This window comes from Ligilactobacillus sp. UO.C109 (assembly GCF_026847815.1).
GTDB lineage: Bacteria > Bacillota > Bacilli > Lactobacillales > Lactobacillaceae > Ligilactobacillus > Ligilactobacillus salivarius.
In genome coordinates this window covers 1-15,013 of record NZ_JAPSFH010000003.1, presented here as the reverse complement: position 1 = coordinate 15,013, position 15,013 = coordinate 1, and the positions used below count along the sequence as shown (strand labels likewise).

The following is a 15,013-nucleotide window of genomic DNA, read 5'->3' as shown; positions in this document are numbered from 1 at the left end:
GATAGTTTAAAGATATCTCATTCCTACATTTAGATTCTACTTTCCACCAAATATTTTCCCAAAGAATCCTTTTTTTTTATTTCTCTCATCCATTGCGTCAACCACTTGTTTAACTAGATCTTTTTGTAAATCCATTTGAATTTGTGCTTGCATCTTAGCTTGTCTGTAGTTTTCCTCTTCTTTTTCTTTCTTATCAGTAATTCCGTGAGTATCCTCATACTTTTTGCGAAGAACAGGCTCTCCCATCCATTTATCGAAGTTATCTACATCGATCATGAATCCAGAAGTACCATACTTACTACTATCAGAAATTTCATACTTACGCGGAAGATTATTATAGTACAACCCCAACTGTGAACTACCATTATTTTTATTAGTCCCATCTGACAATTTATTAAACGCTTATTTATTAAATTGTGCTTGTAGCTTTCCATTGCTTTCTATAAAAGAAAAATCGTCTGGTTCTTTTACCTGTTCTATTAACATATGCCAATCTGACTTACCTCTATATAAAGCATAGTCATAGTTATCTTTTTCAAAAAATTTCTCAATTTCTTGAAAAAGATCATATTTAACAAGTAAGTCCTTTAAGATTTTCTTAATTGGATATAAAAAGTCAGCTTGAATTTTTATAGCATCCTCTTCTGAAATATCTTTAAAATATTCTTCCAATAATTGTTGGCATAAGTAATATAGACCAGAGTCAGCACGATTTAGTAGTTCATCTACTTTCAAATCTCCTTCTTTACTGTTACCTTTAAAAGGAGTAAGTCACATGACATATTTTGGGATTAAAACAATTGCTGGCATCCTAGTAGTAACTATCCTTTCTACATCATACTATTTAAAAACCGGACACACTTGGATTTTTATTGTTGCGATAATATCTGCCCTAATAGAAATTCCTTTATCTTATTATCAGAAAAAGAAGAAAAATAAATAGCCCAAAAGTTCAATAAACTCTCAGGCTGTTTATCAATAATTCCATTCCCAAAAAGCATTGCCGTTCGCTACAATAAACATCTCTAACCATTTTAGAAAAGTACATTTAAAACACTTATCCATTTCCATACCTGGATAAGTTAAATAATCTTTTTCTTGCTTATAGTGTCTAATATTGATACACATTTCACCATAATCACGGAAAAGTAGTATAGGAATTAAGTCTTTATCTATTGATTCTTGATATCTGTTTAGGATTTCCTGTCCAGAATAAATTTTACAAACAGGGTCGCCTAATTCCATACCTTGGAACTCATCTTCGAATAAATTCAATCCATTAGTACAACTTAGTAATTCAATTACTTCATCCGGTAAATTAAGATCAATAAGTTTATTTGCTACATCATTAGGAATTTTATCAAAAAAAGTTATTCTAAAAATAAATACTCCACCAAAATCAGTGACAGGGTATTTCTTATTTCCATTATCTGATATTTCTTTCAGCATCGAAATAATACTTTCAGCTGTCATATTATCCCCTCTTTAATTCAAATGAACGTATCCCTTCCTATTATATATAATAAATTTCAAAGTGTAAGGGTAGTCTATAGAAATAAATATTCAATCCACAAACATTATAGATATATATAATGTAAAAAACACATAACATTACCACAATGTATAATGTTATGTGTTTTTGATACTATTTTTACACTTCGAAAATTTAATTGTACTCGAGGTGTAAAAATAGTCTGTATAAAAAAGACTATTTTTACACTCCGAATAGATTCTGTCCCTTTTTCTTTTATTTCCTTACATTCTAACTTCTTTTTTTATCTCTATTTAGACTATTCTTACACTTCGAAGTGGTCAATATGGCCATTTCGGAGTGGAAAAATATCTTATTCCCCTTTTTCTTTTATTTTAAAAGACTATTTTTACACTTCCAAAAATTTGTAGACTATTCTTACACTTCGAGCATTATATTGTTGTAAAAAAGGCCTTAAATTGCGCATGTAAGCCTTGACATATCAAGATTCTTCAATTTTAATAAAATTATCGATTATATACTAAAGTGCTCTTTTCTCACTGTTATTATATTTCTTATAATTCGCATAATTACAAGCTTTATCTATGTAAAAAGTGCATAAGACCGGGATTTGTTTATGTCGAGGTGTAAAAATAGTCTGTAATGTATATCTATTTTTTCGCTGTGTAAAAATGGTCTATAAATTCATTCAATTATATTGTAATTATTAATTCTATATGATTATAATAAACATAATGATAATTTATAGATGTTTCTATGATAATTCTTAGTTACATCTTATGTATTGTGAGGTGTTTGTATGTCTAAAGAACCTGTTGTCCAACAGGAAATTGTAACAGCCTTCCCTAATACCAAGGAAGTTCGTTATGATAATGAATTAAATCGTATTCCTATTGGGTTTATGAATGAAAGTGAACAGAATATTTTCTTCGCTATCCTAAGTCAGGTTAAAGAAACTAGTGAAAGAAAGACCAAATTATCTTTTACTCAAATTCGTGAATTAGCAAGTTTTCAGAAGACTTCAAACAAAGAATTAATCAAGTCTCTTGATAATATGACAACAAAACTAGCCTCTTTAAATGTTCGAATCCATAATCAACAACAAATCATTAAGTTTACCCTATTCCCAACTTTTCAAATAGATGGGAATCAACAAACTCTAACTGTTGCTGTTAACGAAGATTTTCGCTATATCGTTAATGATTTAGCCAAAGGATTCGTAACTAACTTTGACATTGAAGAATTTACTTCTATCAAATCTAAATATGCGAAAACAGCTTTTCGTTTAGCTAGAGAACACGAAAATGAAGTCTTTGATGTTGTATTAAAGGATTTTAAAGAACTTTTCTCTATCCCTAAATCTTATCGACCAACGGATATCAATAGATTAATTTTAACAAAAGTTAGTAAAATCCTACAGGAGTATTTTACTGTTTTTGAAATTACACCTGTACAAGATGAAAAAGGTAAAGCTCATCGAATCATAGCTTACCGTTTTAATATTGGAAAACGTATTTTAAGAAATCTTGACGAACCACGTCAAATTTCATTATTAGATGACTAAATAAAAAAGCCCCCTACCGACCAAAGTAAGGAGCCTAAAAACTGTATGTGACCAGCATACAGTAAAATCTCAGTCAAGTACCACCCAGACTAAGAATAAATAATTAATATCAAACTTACGATAGCTCTTTATAGAAGTTAATTAAGCACCACCAAAATTAACTTGAGTTTTTTGGACTCATTTTTCGCTATCTATGTTTTTAATTATAGCATTATTATGTCTTTTTTTCATCATTTTTAGTCTTGTGTGTACTTCAAATAATTTTTATGGAAGGAAGTTTACACAATGAAAAGTCTTACATCTCGTGCATTTTTACCAATAAACACTGATTTATTCAATAATCCTAAGTATCAAGAATTAAGTTGTGATGCTATGATTTTATATTCACTATATTCTCAAAGAAAAGAAGTATCTGCTTTTCATTCTCAAACTGGTAACGATACTTTTACAGATTCAGAAGGGATTTTTATCTATTTTTCTAATGATGAAGCTGCAAAAATTCTTCGTATGTCTGTAAGAAAAATTTCTACTTTACGCTCTCAACTTATTGACTGTGGCCTAATAAGAGTTGTTCGTTATGGTCTTAAGAATTTTAAGATCTATGTAAATACACCAGAAACAACTCCAGCTGAAACAGATCTTGTTTTGCCTTGGGCTAATTTTGACTTTGAAAAGCCTATTAAATCCGTTCCTGCAAATTCTGCTAGTACGAAGTCGCAAAAATTGCCTATAAATCAATCTAACAATAATCAAACCAAATTATTATTATCAAGAGAATCAAATGAATCAGTACCACAAAATCAGAGTAACACTCTAGTCACACCTAAAAAATCCAAAAAAGATATATTAAATGAGTTATCTTTAGATTCAATTGTTACAAGACTTAAAGATACTTTTAGTCTTCCTGTGGTTTCTAGATTGAAAGTATTAGCAAATAATTCATATACAAAATTGAAATGGTTTAGCGACACTATTTTTAAAGCTAAAAGTCAAGTAACGAAGAAATTATTATCTAATGATAAATGGTTATATAATCCTGCAAGCCAAGAAGCAACTCAGTTTGAATCTAATGATTTATTAAAACGAGGACTAGAATCTGCTTTACTTCAGATTGCAGAAATCATCTATAAAGGCAAAGAAAAAGTACAGAATAAAGCCAAGTTCATCTATGTTTACTTACGAAATTTTATGGCAAATGCAGTGAAACAATATTTGATAGACAATTACGAATTAACTGAAGATGATGAAATAGAATTAAACGTATTATTGAGTTTCTAAAAAAAGAACCCGTAATAATACAGATTCTTACAAATGATTTTTAGCTTAAATTAGTCTAGATTTTGACCATTAGAGTTAATAACTTTAGCGTACCATTTAGCTGAATCTTTAGCAAAACGCTGATAATCACCTGAACCATCTTCAGCTAAATTAACATAAATTAAGCCATAGCGTTTGGAAATTTCGCCGGAACTAGCACTGATTAGATCTATACAACCCCAACTTGTATATCCTAATAGTTCAACCCCATCTTCAGTGACTGCGTCTTTCAATGCTTGGATATGATCGCGAAGATAATTAATTCTGTAAGTATCATTGACTTTATTTTCAACTGATAAAGTATCTTTTGCACCAAGGCCATTTTCTACAACGAATAATGGTTTTTGATAGCGATCATAGAGTTCATTTAAAGTAATACGAAAACCAAGTGGATCTATTTGCCAGCCCCACTCACTTGTTTTTAAGTATGGATTCTTTAAAGAAGCAAATAGTTTTCCAGCTGTTTGATCTTGATCAGCCTTTCCAATAACACGGCTATTGTAGTAAGAAAACGATACGAAGTCCACTGTACCTTGCTTTAATATTGTTAGATCATCAGTATCTTTGGATAACTCAAAATGTATCTTTTCAAAATATTTTAGAGCATAGTTGGGATAAGCCCCACGAACTTGAACATCAGAGAAAAAGTAATTTTTACGTTGTTCAGTCAGACTGTCCCATGCGTCAATAGGATTGCAAGTGTTAGGATAAATACATCCTGCAGCTAACATACTACCTATTTGATTTGAAGCATCAACTTCATGTCCTAATAATACAGCTTTAGCACTTGCGATTAATTGATGATGAGCGGCTTGATAACTGACATGGAGTTTATCTTCATTTTTCTTAAAAGTAAGTCCTGCCGCTAAATATGGAAGATGTAAGATCATATTAATTTCATTAAAAGTTAGCCAATAATGAACTTTACCTTTAAAATGTGTAAATAAAGTTTCACATAACTTTAGATAGAAATCAATAAGTTTTCGATTACGCCAAGCTCCATACTTTGTAATTAGATTATTAGGGACATCGAAGTGATTAATAGTAATTAAAGGTTCAATGTTATATTTCAAACATTCATCAATTACTTGTTTATAGTATTTTAAGCCTGCCATATTTGGTTGATCATCATCGCCATTAGGAAATATGCGACTCCAACTAATTGAGAAACGATATACCTTAAAATTTATTTTTGCCATAAAGGCCATATTTTCTTTAAAATGATGATAATCATCAACTGCAGAACGTGCAGGAAAATTGATTGTATTTGGTAATAGTACAGGATCTAAATTTCCGCGAGCAACGGCTAGCCGCTGAGAACCACTAGGAATTAAATCGACATTAGAGAGACCTTTTCCATCTTCCAAATATGCACCTTCATATTGATTAGCTAAGGTTGCCCCACTCCATAAAAAAATTTTTTGGAAATTCTTTCATAGATAACACCCCATTTAAACTAAAACTGATAATAAATTTTTGCCATTATCACTAACTGTAACAACATCTTTATATTGAGCTGAGTTGGTTAAGCAGGTGTGATAACTGAATATCCTTCTCCTTTAATTCCTTCAAGATCGAAATTTAATAACTTTTGACCAATTGTAACCTTATCACCTTTTTTTACTAAAGGTGTAAAGTATTTTCCTTCTAAATTAACAGTATCCATTCCAACATGAATTAAAATCTCTATCCCTGAATCAGAAGTTATCCCAATGACATGTCCTGTTGGAAAGAAAGTTGTAATTGTTCCGTTAACAGGTGAAGTTACCTCTCCTTTGGTTGGTTCAATAGCAAATCCTTTTCCAATATATCCCTTAGAAAAAACTTCATCTTTCACTTCCGATAAAGGTAAGACTTTTCCTTCTAATGGACTTTCAATTAATTCTTGCAGAGTATCTTTTGTTGTAACATCTTGATTAGATACAACTTGATTCTTAGAAGTGTCATCTTTCCAGAAAAGCATGGTAGCGATGAAACCTAAAATAAATGATAATATAATTCCGATTAAAGCGATGTAAACATTATTCATACTGTGTGTTTTAGGATCGATCATACCAGGTAATTCGAAAAAGCCCATTCCGCCCATTGCAAATTTGCGTAAATTAAATAAACCATAAAAACCACCAACAATTGCTGAAACTATACAACTAATTAATAGAGGTTTCTTTTTAGGAATTAAGACACCGTAAACTGCTGGTTCAGTAGTACCTAGTAAACTTGAGATTGTTGCGGGTATAGCAACTTTTCTAAAGGATTTATCCTTGTTTTTCAATAATATAGCAATTAAAACTGCGGAAGTAACGAATGTTGTACAGTAATATGGCATCATAACATTGTCAAAACCATTTGTGACGATATTATTGAAGTAAATAGGAATAATTCCCCAATGTAATCCGAACACGACTAAAACTTGCCAGAAACCAGCTACTAAAGCTCCTGCTACTAGTGGAGAAAAGTTTCTAACAGCTAAGATAGCAGAACCAACTAAGTTAGAACCGAAAGTAGCTAAAGGTCCAATTACTAAGAAACCTAAAGTTTATGGATATGGTCACTAAGAGCAATAACTTTTGAGTCACTAACTTTGGTATTAAAGATATCTTCGGCATAATTTAAAATCTGGGTGGCAACTCTAATATCTTCTAAAGAAATATTGGATAATAATTGAGAGACTGAAGATTCCTCATTATCTGATGAACTAAGAGAAAAACGTTTTTCAATTAAATTTTCATCGATATTATTTCTAGGTCGTTGTTTGAAACCTAATCCTCTACCCATCAAAATGATTTCTTGATTATTTTGATCGAGAGTAATGACAATATTAACTTTAAAAATTTTCATAGTAGCCTCCTTTCTGAATAGTAATAAAAAAACCAATATACATCTTTGTAGAGACTACAACAAAAAAGATGTATATTGGTTTAGCTTACCCAAGCGCAATAACTATCCAAACTTACACAAGAAGAATATAATATAAGGCAACAAAATTAGCAACCGTTTTCTTTTGTAACATATAACATTTATTAAATACATTATATATAATATAAATACATAAAACATTAATATAATCAATTAACATTATATATAATATATAATGTATTAACACAATGTTATAATTAAACAAAAAGAATTAACACATTGTAGGAGATTGTGGTAAACTAACTATAGATAATGTACAAATGTATAAATGTGTAAATGTAGAAAGGTAGGTTAAAAAATGACTGCCACAGTATTATCATTTTTAAATTTTAAAGGTGGCGTTGGAAAAACTAGCGCTACTGCATTAGTAAGTTACAACTTAGCAAAAATGGGTAAAAAGTGTCTAGTTATAGACTTTGACCCTCAGGCTAATATTACTGCCCTATTTTTAAAAACTAAGTATCAAAATAAAGATAAAGTTGCAACTATTGAATCATCATTAATGACCGCTTTGAATAGAGAAGAAAGTTTAGATTCAATAACGATTGAAATTGAAGACAATTTATACCTTATTCCAAACGCTGTTGACTTTAGTATGTATAGTCGTTTTTTGGAAAGAAACTTTATGGATGAAAAAGAACGTATTGGTTTCTTCAAAAAGAAAGTTGATTCATTACGTGATAAATACGACTTTATCTTCATAGATGTTCCACCAACAATTTCATTACCAAACGATACAGCTTTCTATGCATGTGATCAAATTATTGTAGTTCTTCAAACTCAAGAACGTTCGTTGCAAGGTGCAGAAGTTTTGATTGAGTATTTACAAAATAGTATTGTTGATGTATATGATTCTAAAGTTGATATCTTAGGAATTTTGCCTTTCTTATCAAAAAGAAGTGCTAGCGTAGATAAAGAAATTTTGGACGCAGCTTCAGAAGAATTTGGTGATGAAAATATCTTTAATGCAAAAATTATGCAAATGGAACGTGTTAAGAGAATGGATATGACGGGGATTACTGATAATCCAAGTGATTCATGGGATAAGAAAACACATGCAGCTTTCAAGGGAGTTGCTAATGAAATTTTAGAAAGGTTAGGTGAAGAATAATGGCTGGTGGATTACTTAATCATTCTAAAAAAAGTGGACAAAACAAATTAGTTCATAGTGGACCAGTAAAAGTTGAAAATCAGGTTGAACGTGGTGATGTAGTTACTGATGAAAATACAGTAACCTTTCCTGCTAATGTTCGTGTAGATAATCATATTAGAAATCAAATAACAGCTTTAAATAATATAGGGATTGGATCAACCCAAAAAGAAGTTGTAGGGAATCTATTGAGTGAAAGAATTGAAAAGTTAAGCGATAGTGACAGGCAAAGGTTTAATCGTATCTTGAATATTTTGGAACAAAAAGATTATCTTACATCACTAAGTAAAAAATAATGGCGAAACAGAGGATAGTTTGATATTATCCTCTGTTTTTGTGTATAGTGTTAAATGTAAATAGATTATATATAATAAATAATATATTTATATAATGTTAATAGGATAATATTATGTAGACAACATTTATATAAAGTGTATAATAAAGAAAATTATTAACATGTGGTGTTAAAAGATAATCTTGAATGGAGGGAAAGTAACGGTGAAAAATGTATGGTTGATATTAAAGTTAATAAGGTATTTGCTAGTGGGTATAATTTGTCTAACTCTAATATTTATTTATAAAGAGGACATTACTTTTCACCCGACGAAGTATACATTTGAAATGCAACATATGTATTTTTTTATTACCACAGCTATTCTCCCATTCTTTAGATTGAAACATCAAAGTTGGTTTATATCCGATGGTGAACCAGTAGTTTCTTATAAGCAAAAAGCGTTAGATTTACATCATCAGGATCTTGCGCAAAATCATAAAGATAGAAAATGGACTTCAAATGGAGTCTACACGAATCCATATGAATATACGAGTGTAGATACAATGTCGCATGATAATATGTCAGAATGGCTATATAGTGTAGCAAAAAGCATGATTATGAGTATGTTATTTATTTTTTTAGGACCGATTTTTATAATCTTAGATATATATATTAAATATAAAAAGTAAATATATATATTAAATGTTAGTATATTATGTTAATAACACAATATACTAACATTAACACAAAAGAAGAGATTAACTCACGCGTTATCTTTAAGGATGAGGATTGGAAAAGTAAAAAATATGACCTCCCTAAAAATGTAGAAATGTTGTTTTTTAGGGAGGTCTATTATTGTAAATTATTTAATTCATATTAGTTAATTTTTCTACTTATGATTATTTTTGCCAGTATTCCTAATACTGTTATATATATCAAAGTTGTAATAATTGTTGATAGTAGCGGTTGAGTATGTTGCGTCGCAGTTCCAGTACTAATAATAATCCAAAAATCATTGAGAAAATGTATTATTATTGTGGCAAATAAGTTCTTATATATTAAATATATTACTGCGAATAGCATACCTATTCCTGCTGCCACTATGACTTGGCTTAAAGTCGGTAAAAATTCTTGTCTAAATAAATTTATAAAATGCAACAATCCAAATAAAGAACCTGAAGTAATAGCGCTAATCCATATTTGCTTACGTTCATTTTTTAGGCGTAGATGAGTATAGATATAGTTACTAATTATCCCTCGACAAACAACTTCTTCAACAATCCCTGCTTGTAGAGATACTAATAGTGCTATAAATAGATGATTGATATTAGTTACAATCATAAAAAGAGTAATTAATACTATTGCGGCAGCTGTAATCTTATGTTGTTTAAAAAAAGAAAAATCTATTTTGAAATTTATTTTTATTCCAATAAATTTTTTATTTATAAACCACATAATTCCGCAAATTACAAAATTTAACAGAACAGTTATAAATGTAGAATATAGTTCAGATTTAATCCCTAAAAAATGAACTAATGTACCTGTTCCAACTATTAAAATACCATAAAGTAATACCAGTACAACTGGTACCTTAAATGTTTTTAAACTCATATCCCTATACATTCCCTTAACAATATATTTAATAATAGGAAAACATATTTTTCTTATAAAGTCTAGTATTATCTAATTATACAACAGCAGTTGTGGTAAATTATCATATTAAATAATAACATTATGAATATAAATAATATTATTACATTATATTTTTAACATTAACACAAATAACAAAAAAGAATTAAAATCAGCTTAATTTGCTGATTTTAATTCTTTTAAGAGATATTGCTATTTAATAATAGTTGAAATGGCATCATTTACACTACTTTTATCACGTTCAATCATAGAAACACGACTTTCTATAACTTTAGTATCCATGATGATTTCACGTGTTAATCCTGGAGTATTGAGTTTAGGTCCAAAGAACTCTTTAAATTCAGCTAATCGTTGTTCTGTATGCAATGCACGTGCAGTAACTGTGATATAAGATGTAAATTCCATATCGCCACCGACTGTATCTTCAAGCCATTTCCAGTCGTTACGAATCCAATCCCAAGCAACTTGTTCGCCTAGATTGTTTGAAAGAGTTCTAAAGTACCAAGTACGTAAATCTTGAGGTTTGATAGTATCTGCATCTTCGAAATGAGATACAATTTGTTGAACTTGGTTAGTATCTTTTGTTGAGGTCAATGCAAACAAAATGTCTTTTTTATATGAACTATCACTAGTTTTACGGTAATCTTCGAGTAAAGATGCAAATAATTGAGGAGAGTTGTAATTTTTAACTTCATTTTGCAATACAAGAGCACGAATATCAGAAGATAAGCTTAATAAATTATCTTGATTTTGAGTAAAGATTTCATGGGCTTTAGATTCTACAGAAGAATTTTCGGCATATAAAGCGGCACTCAAAACAAGAGGACGAACTAGTTGATCGTCATTGCTATCAGTATCCTTTGGTAACCAAGATAAACGTTGAACTTGGTCAGCACTTAAAGTATTAACAAATTTCTTTAAGTTTGCTTCATCAGTGGAATCTGGAGTAACAAAGAATTTCAAATTATTAACAATGCTATATAAAGTCTCATTAACAATAGCTGAATCACTATTTGAAAATTCTTTTAATAATGGAATAACCTTAGAATAAGAAGCTAAACCACTATCAGCAAGGAGACGTAAATCTTGCAATAATTGTAATTTATCAATATGTGTTAGATTTTGTGAGTTAACTAAAATATCTTCTAATAGTTTAGGAGCGTAATTAACTACAACATGAGAAGTATTTCCTACATTGAAACGTAGAGGTTTATCGGCTGCTTTTCTCAATTCTTGATAGTCACCTAAATCTAATTCCTTTTGTGTAAGTAGCTTAGGGGCTTGAGCAAAGTCTGCATGTAGAGGAACTTGCCATAAACGATCTACATCTTTACCTTCACCAATAAAGAATTGATTTTGTTCAACTACTAAATGACCATTTTTAACATTGACATTAAGAACTGGATAACCAGGTTGTTCTAGCCATGAGTTCATAATAGAGCCAATATCAAGATTTGAAGCTTCACCAAGTGCTTTCCATAAGTCAGAACCAACTGCATTATTGTATTTGTGTGACTTGAAGTAAGTTTTTAGTCCAGAACGTAGAGCATCATCGCCAATTAAAGCACGAACCATTACTAATAAACGAGAACCTTTTGCATAAACAATAGCTGGATCAAATAGAGAATCGATTTCAGCAGGATCCTTAACTTCAACGTGAACGGATTGAACGCCATCAGTTGCATCGCGTTGTAAAGCTTGAGGTGCTTCAGATGTTTGGAATAATTCCCAGATATTCCAGTCAGGTTGTAGTGCATCGATAGCAACATATTCCATCATATTGGCGAAACTTTCATTTAACCATAGATCGTCCCACCATTTCATAGTTACTAAATCACCGAACCATTGATGAGCAAGTTCATGAGCAATAACAGTTGCAACAATACGCTTTGTATCTAAAGATGTGTTATCAGGATTTAATAATAGATAAGCTTCACGATAAGTTACCAAGCCCCAATTTTCCATGGCTCCGGCTGAAAAGTCAGGTAAGGCTAGTTGCCAGGAGTGAGGGAGTGGATATGGAGTTTGATAATAATCTTCGTAAAATTCAATTGAACGTTTAGCAATATCTAAAGCAAAATCTAGTTCTTTTTTGGCATGAGCTTTAGTTGAAAATACACCGATTTTAACACCAGATTTAGTTTCAGTAAGTTTGCTTTGTAGTTCACCAAAGGCAAAGGCTACAAGGTAAGTTGACATTCTCACAGTAGTGTCAAAGTAATGCACACCATTTTCTGTCTTAACTTCTGGCATGTTGCTAAGGACAGTTTCACCTTCATGCTCGTCAAACTTTATAGCAAGATCGAAAGTAGCTTTAGCAACTGGTTCATCAATAGAAGGAAATGCTTGACGCGCAAATGTAGTTTCAAATTGCGTACCGATAAGTTGTTTTTTTACACCATCAACTTCATAGTAAGAAGGATAGATTCCCATCATAGAATCAGTAAGCTTAGCAGAATATGCCACTTCTAAATCAAGATCTCCAGTATTAGGAACATTAAAAGAGACAGTTTCAGAACTATCATCGAATTTAAAATCGGTAGAATTACCATTAACCTTTACATCAAGAATATTGAGGAATTTTTGATGTAAAGCAATTTCTTTTTGAGAAGCATTCCCAGAAATTTTTGTAACTCCAGTGAATGTTTTCTTTTCACGATTAATATCTAAATAAATTTGATAATGTTTTGGTTGGAATAAATCATATAAATGTGATACTTGTCCCATTATTTGACCACCTTTCATTTACTAGATAAGTCAATAATACGCTTTTAAATGAGAAAAATCTATTAATACAATTAAAAATATATAATTATATATAATATAAATGGATTATATATTTAACATAATTTATAAAATTAATATATAAACATTATGTATTTAACACTATACATATACATTAACACAAAAGCAAGTAATATAGTGATTTGTAAATTTTAAAAATTTTGTTTAAAATATAATAACCAATTAATATTTATACAAGGTGATTTATATGGGAATTTATATTTTTGGAATGCTTACAACTTTGATGATAGAGGTAATTACATTATCTTATTCGAGTAAAGTTTGATTTTTTGCATATAGTTGCATTTGTTTTGTTAATGATTATTTGCATACCGATTAAAATTAGTAATTTAATTATGATTATCGGTGGAGTATTGATTACCTATTATCAAGATAATGGAAGAGACAGTTGGTTGAGATACATAATTTTTGTAATGTATTCTTTTATCACGACTTGGATTTTACAAGTAGTTTTGAATTTTTATGGAAATAAAATCTACGATTGGTTTAACTACAATAATTATTTAGGAACTTTGGTTTGTCAAAGTATAATCTTTTTAATGCAGATAGGAATTATTTATTGGTTTAAAGATAGTTTGGAAATTTTATTAATGTCGGATTCAAGTAAAAAGAGAAAAATGGAATTAGTGGCTATTGCATTTTTAGCAATCTACTTAATTTATGGATCAACATTTAATGATAATTACAATAGTTGGTGGGTAAGTATTTATGTAATAGGATTGATTTTATTTTGGGGATATATAAGAGCGATTGCCTTATTGGAAACCAAACGAGAACTTGATGAACTAAAAGATTTGGAATTACAGAATATTGAAAATTATGCGAACAAGATTGAAGAAATGTATCAAGATCTTAGAAGATTCAGACATGATTATTTGAATATTTTACTTAGCATGGATCAAGCAATTAAAAGTGGAAATCTAGAGTTGATAGAAGAAACATATACTAAAATTATGGAACCAAGTAAAGAAAAGATTAACGCGGCTTACTATGATTTGGGTAAACTGAAACATGTAAAAATTTCAGCAATTAAAAGTATTCTTTATAATAAATTTAGTTATGCAGCTCGTGAAGGAATTGAATTGGAAATTGAAATAAATGATGGTGTTACGGTTCAATACCAAGATTGCTAGATGCAGTTAGAATACTATCTATATTGTTGGATAATGCAATTGAAGCGGCGTTGGAAAGTAAGGAACCACGATTATTAGTGGCATATATTAAAGATGCTGATATTGAAAGAGTAATTATTGAGAATAGTACTAAAGTAGAAAGAGTAGAGATAGCCCCACTGTTCAAAGAAAATTATACAACTAAGAGTGGAAATAGAGGGCAAGGATTAGCGACTGTTAAAAGGTTGATCGGTCATTATCCCAATGTATCCTTAAAAACAAGTAGTAGTGACTATACATTTACTCAGGAGTTAGTTTTAAATAAGGAAGAAAAAGATGAAAATATTTATTTTAGAGGATGATTCACTTCAAATTTTACGCTTAAAGTTGATTTTAGAGAGTATTCAACCAAACTTAGTGATTCAAACTTTTAAAGAATCAGATAAATTATTGCAACATATTACTCAGCCAGATGAAAATAATATTTATTTGCTAGATATTGAATTAAAAAATTCTAGGTATGGTGGTTTTGAAGTTTCTCAAAGAATTAGAGAAATTGATAATTTAGGTACAATTATAATATGGTATTTCAGTATATTTCACAACATTCCATAAATGCTAATTTAACAATATTTTTGCGATATTTAAAACATCTAAATACAATTATATATTTCTCAAAATATCAAAAAAGTATGCATCAAGTATGCACACTTTTAATAGTTAGAAATTAACA

General features: G+C 29.9%; 17 protein-coding genes. 9 read left to right on the top strand and 8 right to left on the bottom strand.

Features of this window, described 5'->3' with window-relative positions:
* Positions 1 to 36: 36 nt before the first annotated feature.
* Together OZJ21_RS00095 and OZJ21_RS00090 are read right to left on the bottom strand one after the other, a co-directional pair.
* Positions 37 to 390, bottom strand: coding sequence for a hypothetical protein (locus OZJ21_RS00095; RefSeq protein WP_268857223.1), 354 nt, complete (start codon positions 388 to 390; stop codon positions 37 to 39).
* Positions 391 to 402: 12 nt separating this feature from the next.
* Complete coding sequence (locus OZJ21_RS00090) at positions 403 to 735, bottom strand: hypothetical protein (protein WP_268857222.1); 333 nt, start codon at positions 733 to 735, stop codon at positions 403 to 405.
* A 40-nt stretch (positions 736 to 775) separates the two neighbouring features.
* Here OZJ21_RS00090 and OZJ21_RS00085 point away from each other — a divergent pair, with 40 nt between their 5' ends.
* Complete coding sequence (locus OZJ21_RS00085; protein ID WP_268857221.1) at positions 776 to 943, top strand: hypothetical protein; 168 nt, start codon at positions 776 to 778, stop codon at positions 941 to 943.
* 32 nt (positions 944 to 975) lie between these two features.
* Here the strand turns inward: OZJ21_RS00085 and OZJ21_RS00080 are convergent, their stop codons facing one another.
* On the bottom strand, positions 976 to 1,473 hold the full coding sequence (locus OZJ21_RS00080; RefSeq protein WP_099460271.1) for a hypothetical protein: 498 nt from the start codon (positions 1,471 to 1,473) through the stop codon (positions 976 to 978).
* 818 nt (positions 1,474 to 2,291) lie between these two features.
* On the opposite strand from OZJ21_RS00080, the gene OZJ21_RS00075 reads away from it, so the two are divergent.
* On the top strand, positions 2,292 to 3,056 hold the full coding sequence (locus tag OZJ21_RS00075) for a replication initiation protein (protein ID WP_003708637.1): 765 nt from the start codon (positions 2,292 to 2,294) through the stop codon (positions 3,054 to 3,056).
* 285 nt (positions 3,057 to 3,341) lie between these two features.
* Positions 3,342 to 4,334: a replication initiator protein A gene (locus tag OZJ21_RS00070; protein WP_011476547.1), complete on the top strand. Its 993-nt coding sequence runs from the start codon at positions 3,342 to 3,344 to the stop codon at positions 4,332 to 4,334.
* Between the two features lie 50 nt (positions 4,335 to 4,384).
* Here OZJ21_RS00070 and OZJ21_RS00065 read toward each other — a convergent pair whose 3' ends face one another.
* The 3 genes from OZJ21_RS00065 to OZJ21_RS00055 all read right to left on the bottom strand — a co-directional run bounded on the left by OZJ21_RS00065 (position 4,385) and on the right by OZJ21_RS00055 (position 7,211).
* Positions 4,385 to 5,791 carry a 6-phospho-beta-glucosidase gene (locus OZJ21_RS00065; protein ID WP_268857275.1) on the bottom strand — a complete coding sequence of 469 codons (1,407 nt, stop codon included), beginning with the start codon at positions 5,789 to 5,791 and terminating at the stop codon, positions 4,385 to 4,387.
* Between the two features lie 107 nt (positions 5,792 to 5,898).
* Positions 5,899 to 6,846: a glucose PTS transporter subunit IIA gene (locus OZJ21_RS00060; RefSeq protein ID WP_268857274.1), complete on the bottom strand. Its 948-nt coding sequence runs from the start codon at positions 6,844 to 6,846 to the stop codon at positions 5,899 to 5,901.
* A gap of 56 nt (positions 6,847 to 6,902) precedes the next feature.
* Positions 6,903 to 7,211, bottom strand: coding sequence for a CAT RNA binding domain-containing protein (locus OZJ21_RS00055; RefSeq protein ID WP_268857220.1), 309 nt, complete (start codon positions 7,209 to 7,211; stop codon positions 6,903 to 6,905).
* A 376-nt stretch (positions 7,212 to 7,587) separates the two neighbouring features.
* Here OZJ21_RS00055 and OZJ21_RS00050 point away from each other — a divergent pair, with 376 nt between their 5' ends.
* The 3 genes from OZJ21_RS00050 to OZJ21_RS00040 all read left to right on the top strand — a co-directional run bounded on the left by OZJ21_RS00050 (position 7,588) and on the right by OZJ21_RS00040 (position 9,402).
* Positions 7,588 to 8,400, top strand: a complete 813-nt coding sequence (locus OZJ21_RS00050) for a ParA family protein (protein ID WP_268857219.1) — start codon at positions 7,588 to 7,590, stop codon at positions 8,398 to 8,400.
* Entirely contained in the window at positions 8,400 to 8,735 is a 336-nt protein-coding gene (locus OZJ21_RS00045) for a DUF5388 domain-containing protein (protein ID WP_003699335.1), read from the top strand. The genes OZJ21_RS00050 and OZJ21_RS00045 overlap by 1 nt, the downstream gene beginning before the upstream one ends.
* A 325-nt stretch (positions 8,736 to 9,060) precedes the next feature.
* Positions 9,061 to 9,402 carry a hypothetical protein gene (locus OZJ21_RS00040; RefSeq protein ID WP_268857218.1) on the top strand — a complete coding sequence of 114 codons (342 nt, stop codon included), beginning with the start codon at positions 9,061 to 9,063 and terminating at the stop codon, positions 9,400 to 9,402.
* Between the two features lie 187 nt (positions 9,403 to 9,589).
* Here OZJ21_RS00040 and OZJ21_RS00035 read toward each other — a convergent pair whose 3' ends face one another.
* Together OZJ21_RS00035 and OZJ21_RS00030 are read right to left on the bottom strand one after the other, a co-directional pair.
* Complete coding sequence (locus tag OZJ21_RS00035; RefSeq protein ID WP_268857217.1) at positions 9,590 to 10,324, bottom strand: CPBP family intramembrane glutamic endopeptidase; 735 nt, start codon at positions 10,322 to 10,324, stop codon at positions 9,590 to 9,592.
* A 231-nt stretch (positions 10,325 to 10,555) separates the two neighbouring features.
* Positions 10,556 to 13,090 carry a M1 family metallopeptidase gene (locus OZJ21_RS00030; RefSeq protein WP_268857216.1) on the bottom strand — a complete coding sequence of 845 codons (2,535 nt, stop codon included), beginning with the start codon at positions 13,088 to 13,090 and terminating at the stop codon, positions 10,556 to 10,558.
* Between the two features lie 470 nt (positions 13,091 to 13,560).
* Here OZJ21_RS00030 and OZJ21_RS00025 point away from each other — a divergent pair, with 470 nt between their 5' ends.
* Genes OZJ21_RS00025 through OZJ21_RS00015 form a run of 3 tightly spaced genes read left to right on the top strand, consistent with a single transcriptional unit; the run spans position 13,561 to position 14,895 of the window.
* A complete protein-coding gene (locus OZJ21_RS00025; RefSeq protein ID WP_268857215.1) occupies positions 13,561 to 14,301 on the top strand; it encodes a hypothetical protein in 741 nt (246 codons plus the stop codon).
* Positions 14,295 to 14,642, top strand: a complete 348-nt coding sequence (locus tag OZJ21_RS00020) for a GHKL domain-containing protein (protein ID WP_268857214.1) — start codon at positions 14,295 to 14,297, stop codon at positions 14,640 to 14,642. Before OZJ21_RS00025 ends, OZJ21_RS00020 begins: the two co-directional genes overlap by 7 nt.
* Positions 14,617 to 14,895, top strand: a complete 279-nt coding sequence (locus tag OZJ21_RS00015) for a hypothetical protein (protein ID WP_268857213.1) — start codon at positions 14,617 to 14,619, stop codon at positions 14,893 to 14,895. The genes OZJ21_RS00020 and OZJ21_RS00015 overlap by 26 nt, the downstream gene beginning before the upstream one ends.
* Positions 14,896 to 15,013: the final 118 nt, after the last annotated feature.

Bases quoted from the DNA above. Each gene is read 5' to 3' on its own strand.
- OZJ21_RS00045 (WP_003699335.1), top strand. From the start codon at position 8,400: ATGGCTGGTGGATTACTTAATCATTCTAAAAAAAGTGGACAAAACAAA.
- OZJ21_RS00035 (WP_268857217.1), bottom strand. From the start codon at position 10,324: ATGAGTTTAAAAACATTTAAGGTACCAGTTGTACTGGTATTACTTTAT.
- OZJ21_RS00050 (WP_268857219.1), top strand. From the start codon at position 7,588: ATGACTGCCACAGTATTATCATTTTTAAATTTTAAAGGTGGCGTTGGA.
- OZJ21_RS00085 (WP_268857221.1), top strand. From the start codon at position 776: ATGACATATTTTGGGATTAAAACAATTGCTGGCATCCTAGTAGTAACT.
- OZJ21_RS00070 (WP_011476547.1), top strand. From the start codon at position 3,342: ATGAAAAGTCTTACATCTCGTGCATTTTTACCAATAAACACTGATTTA.
- OZJ21_RS00075 (WP_003708637.1), top strand. From the start codon at position 2,292: ATGTCTAAAGAACCTGTTGTCCAACAGGAAATTGTAACAGCCTTCCCT.
- OZJ21_RS00030 (WP_268857216.1), bottom strand. From the start codon at position 13,090: ATGGGACAAGTATCACATTTATATGATTTATTCCAACCAAAACATTAT.
- OZJ21_RS00055 (WP_268857220.1), bottom strand. From the start codon at position 7,211: ATGAAAATTTTTAAAGTTAATATTGTCATTACTCTCGATCAAAATAAT.
- OZJ21_RS00015 (WP_268857213.1), top strand. From the start codon at position 14,617: ATGAAAATATTTATTTTAGAGGATGATTCACTTCAAATTTTACGCTTA.
- OZJ21_RS00080 (WP_099460271.1), bottom strand. From the start codon at position 1,473: ATGACAGCTGAAAGTATTATTTCGATGCTGAAAGAAATATCAGATAAT.
- OZJ21_RS00040 (WP_268857218.1), top strand. From the start codon at position 9,061: ATGCAACATATGTATTTTTTTATTACCACAGCTATTCTCCCATTCTTT.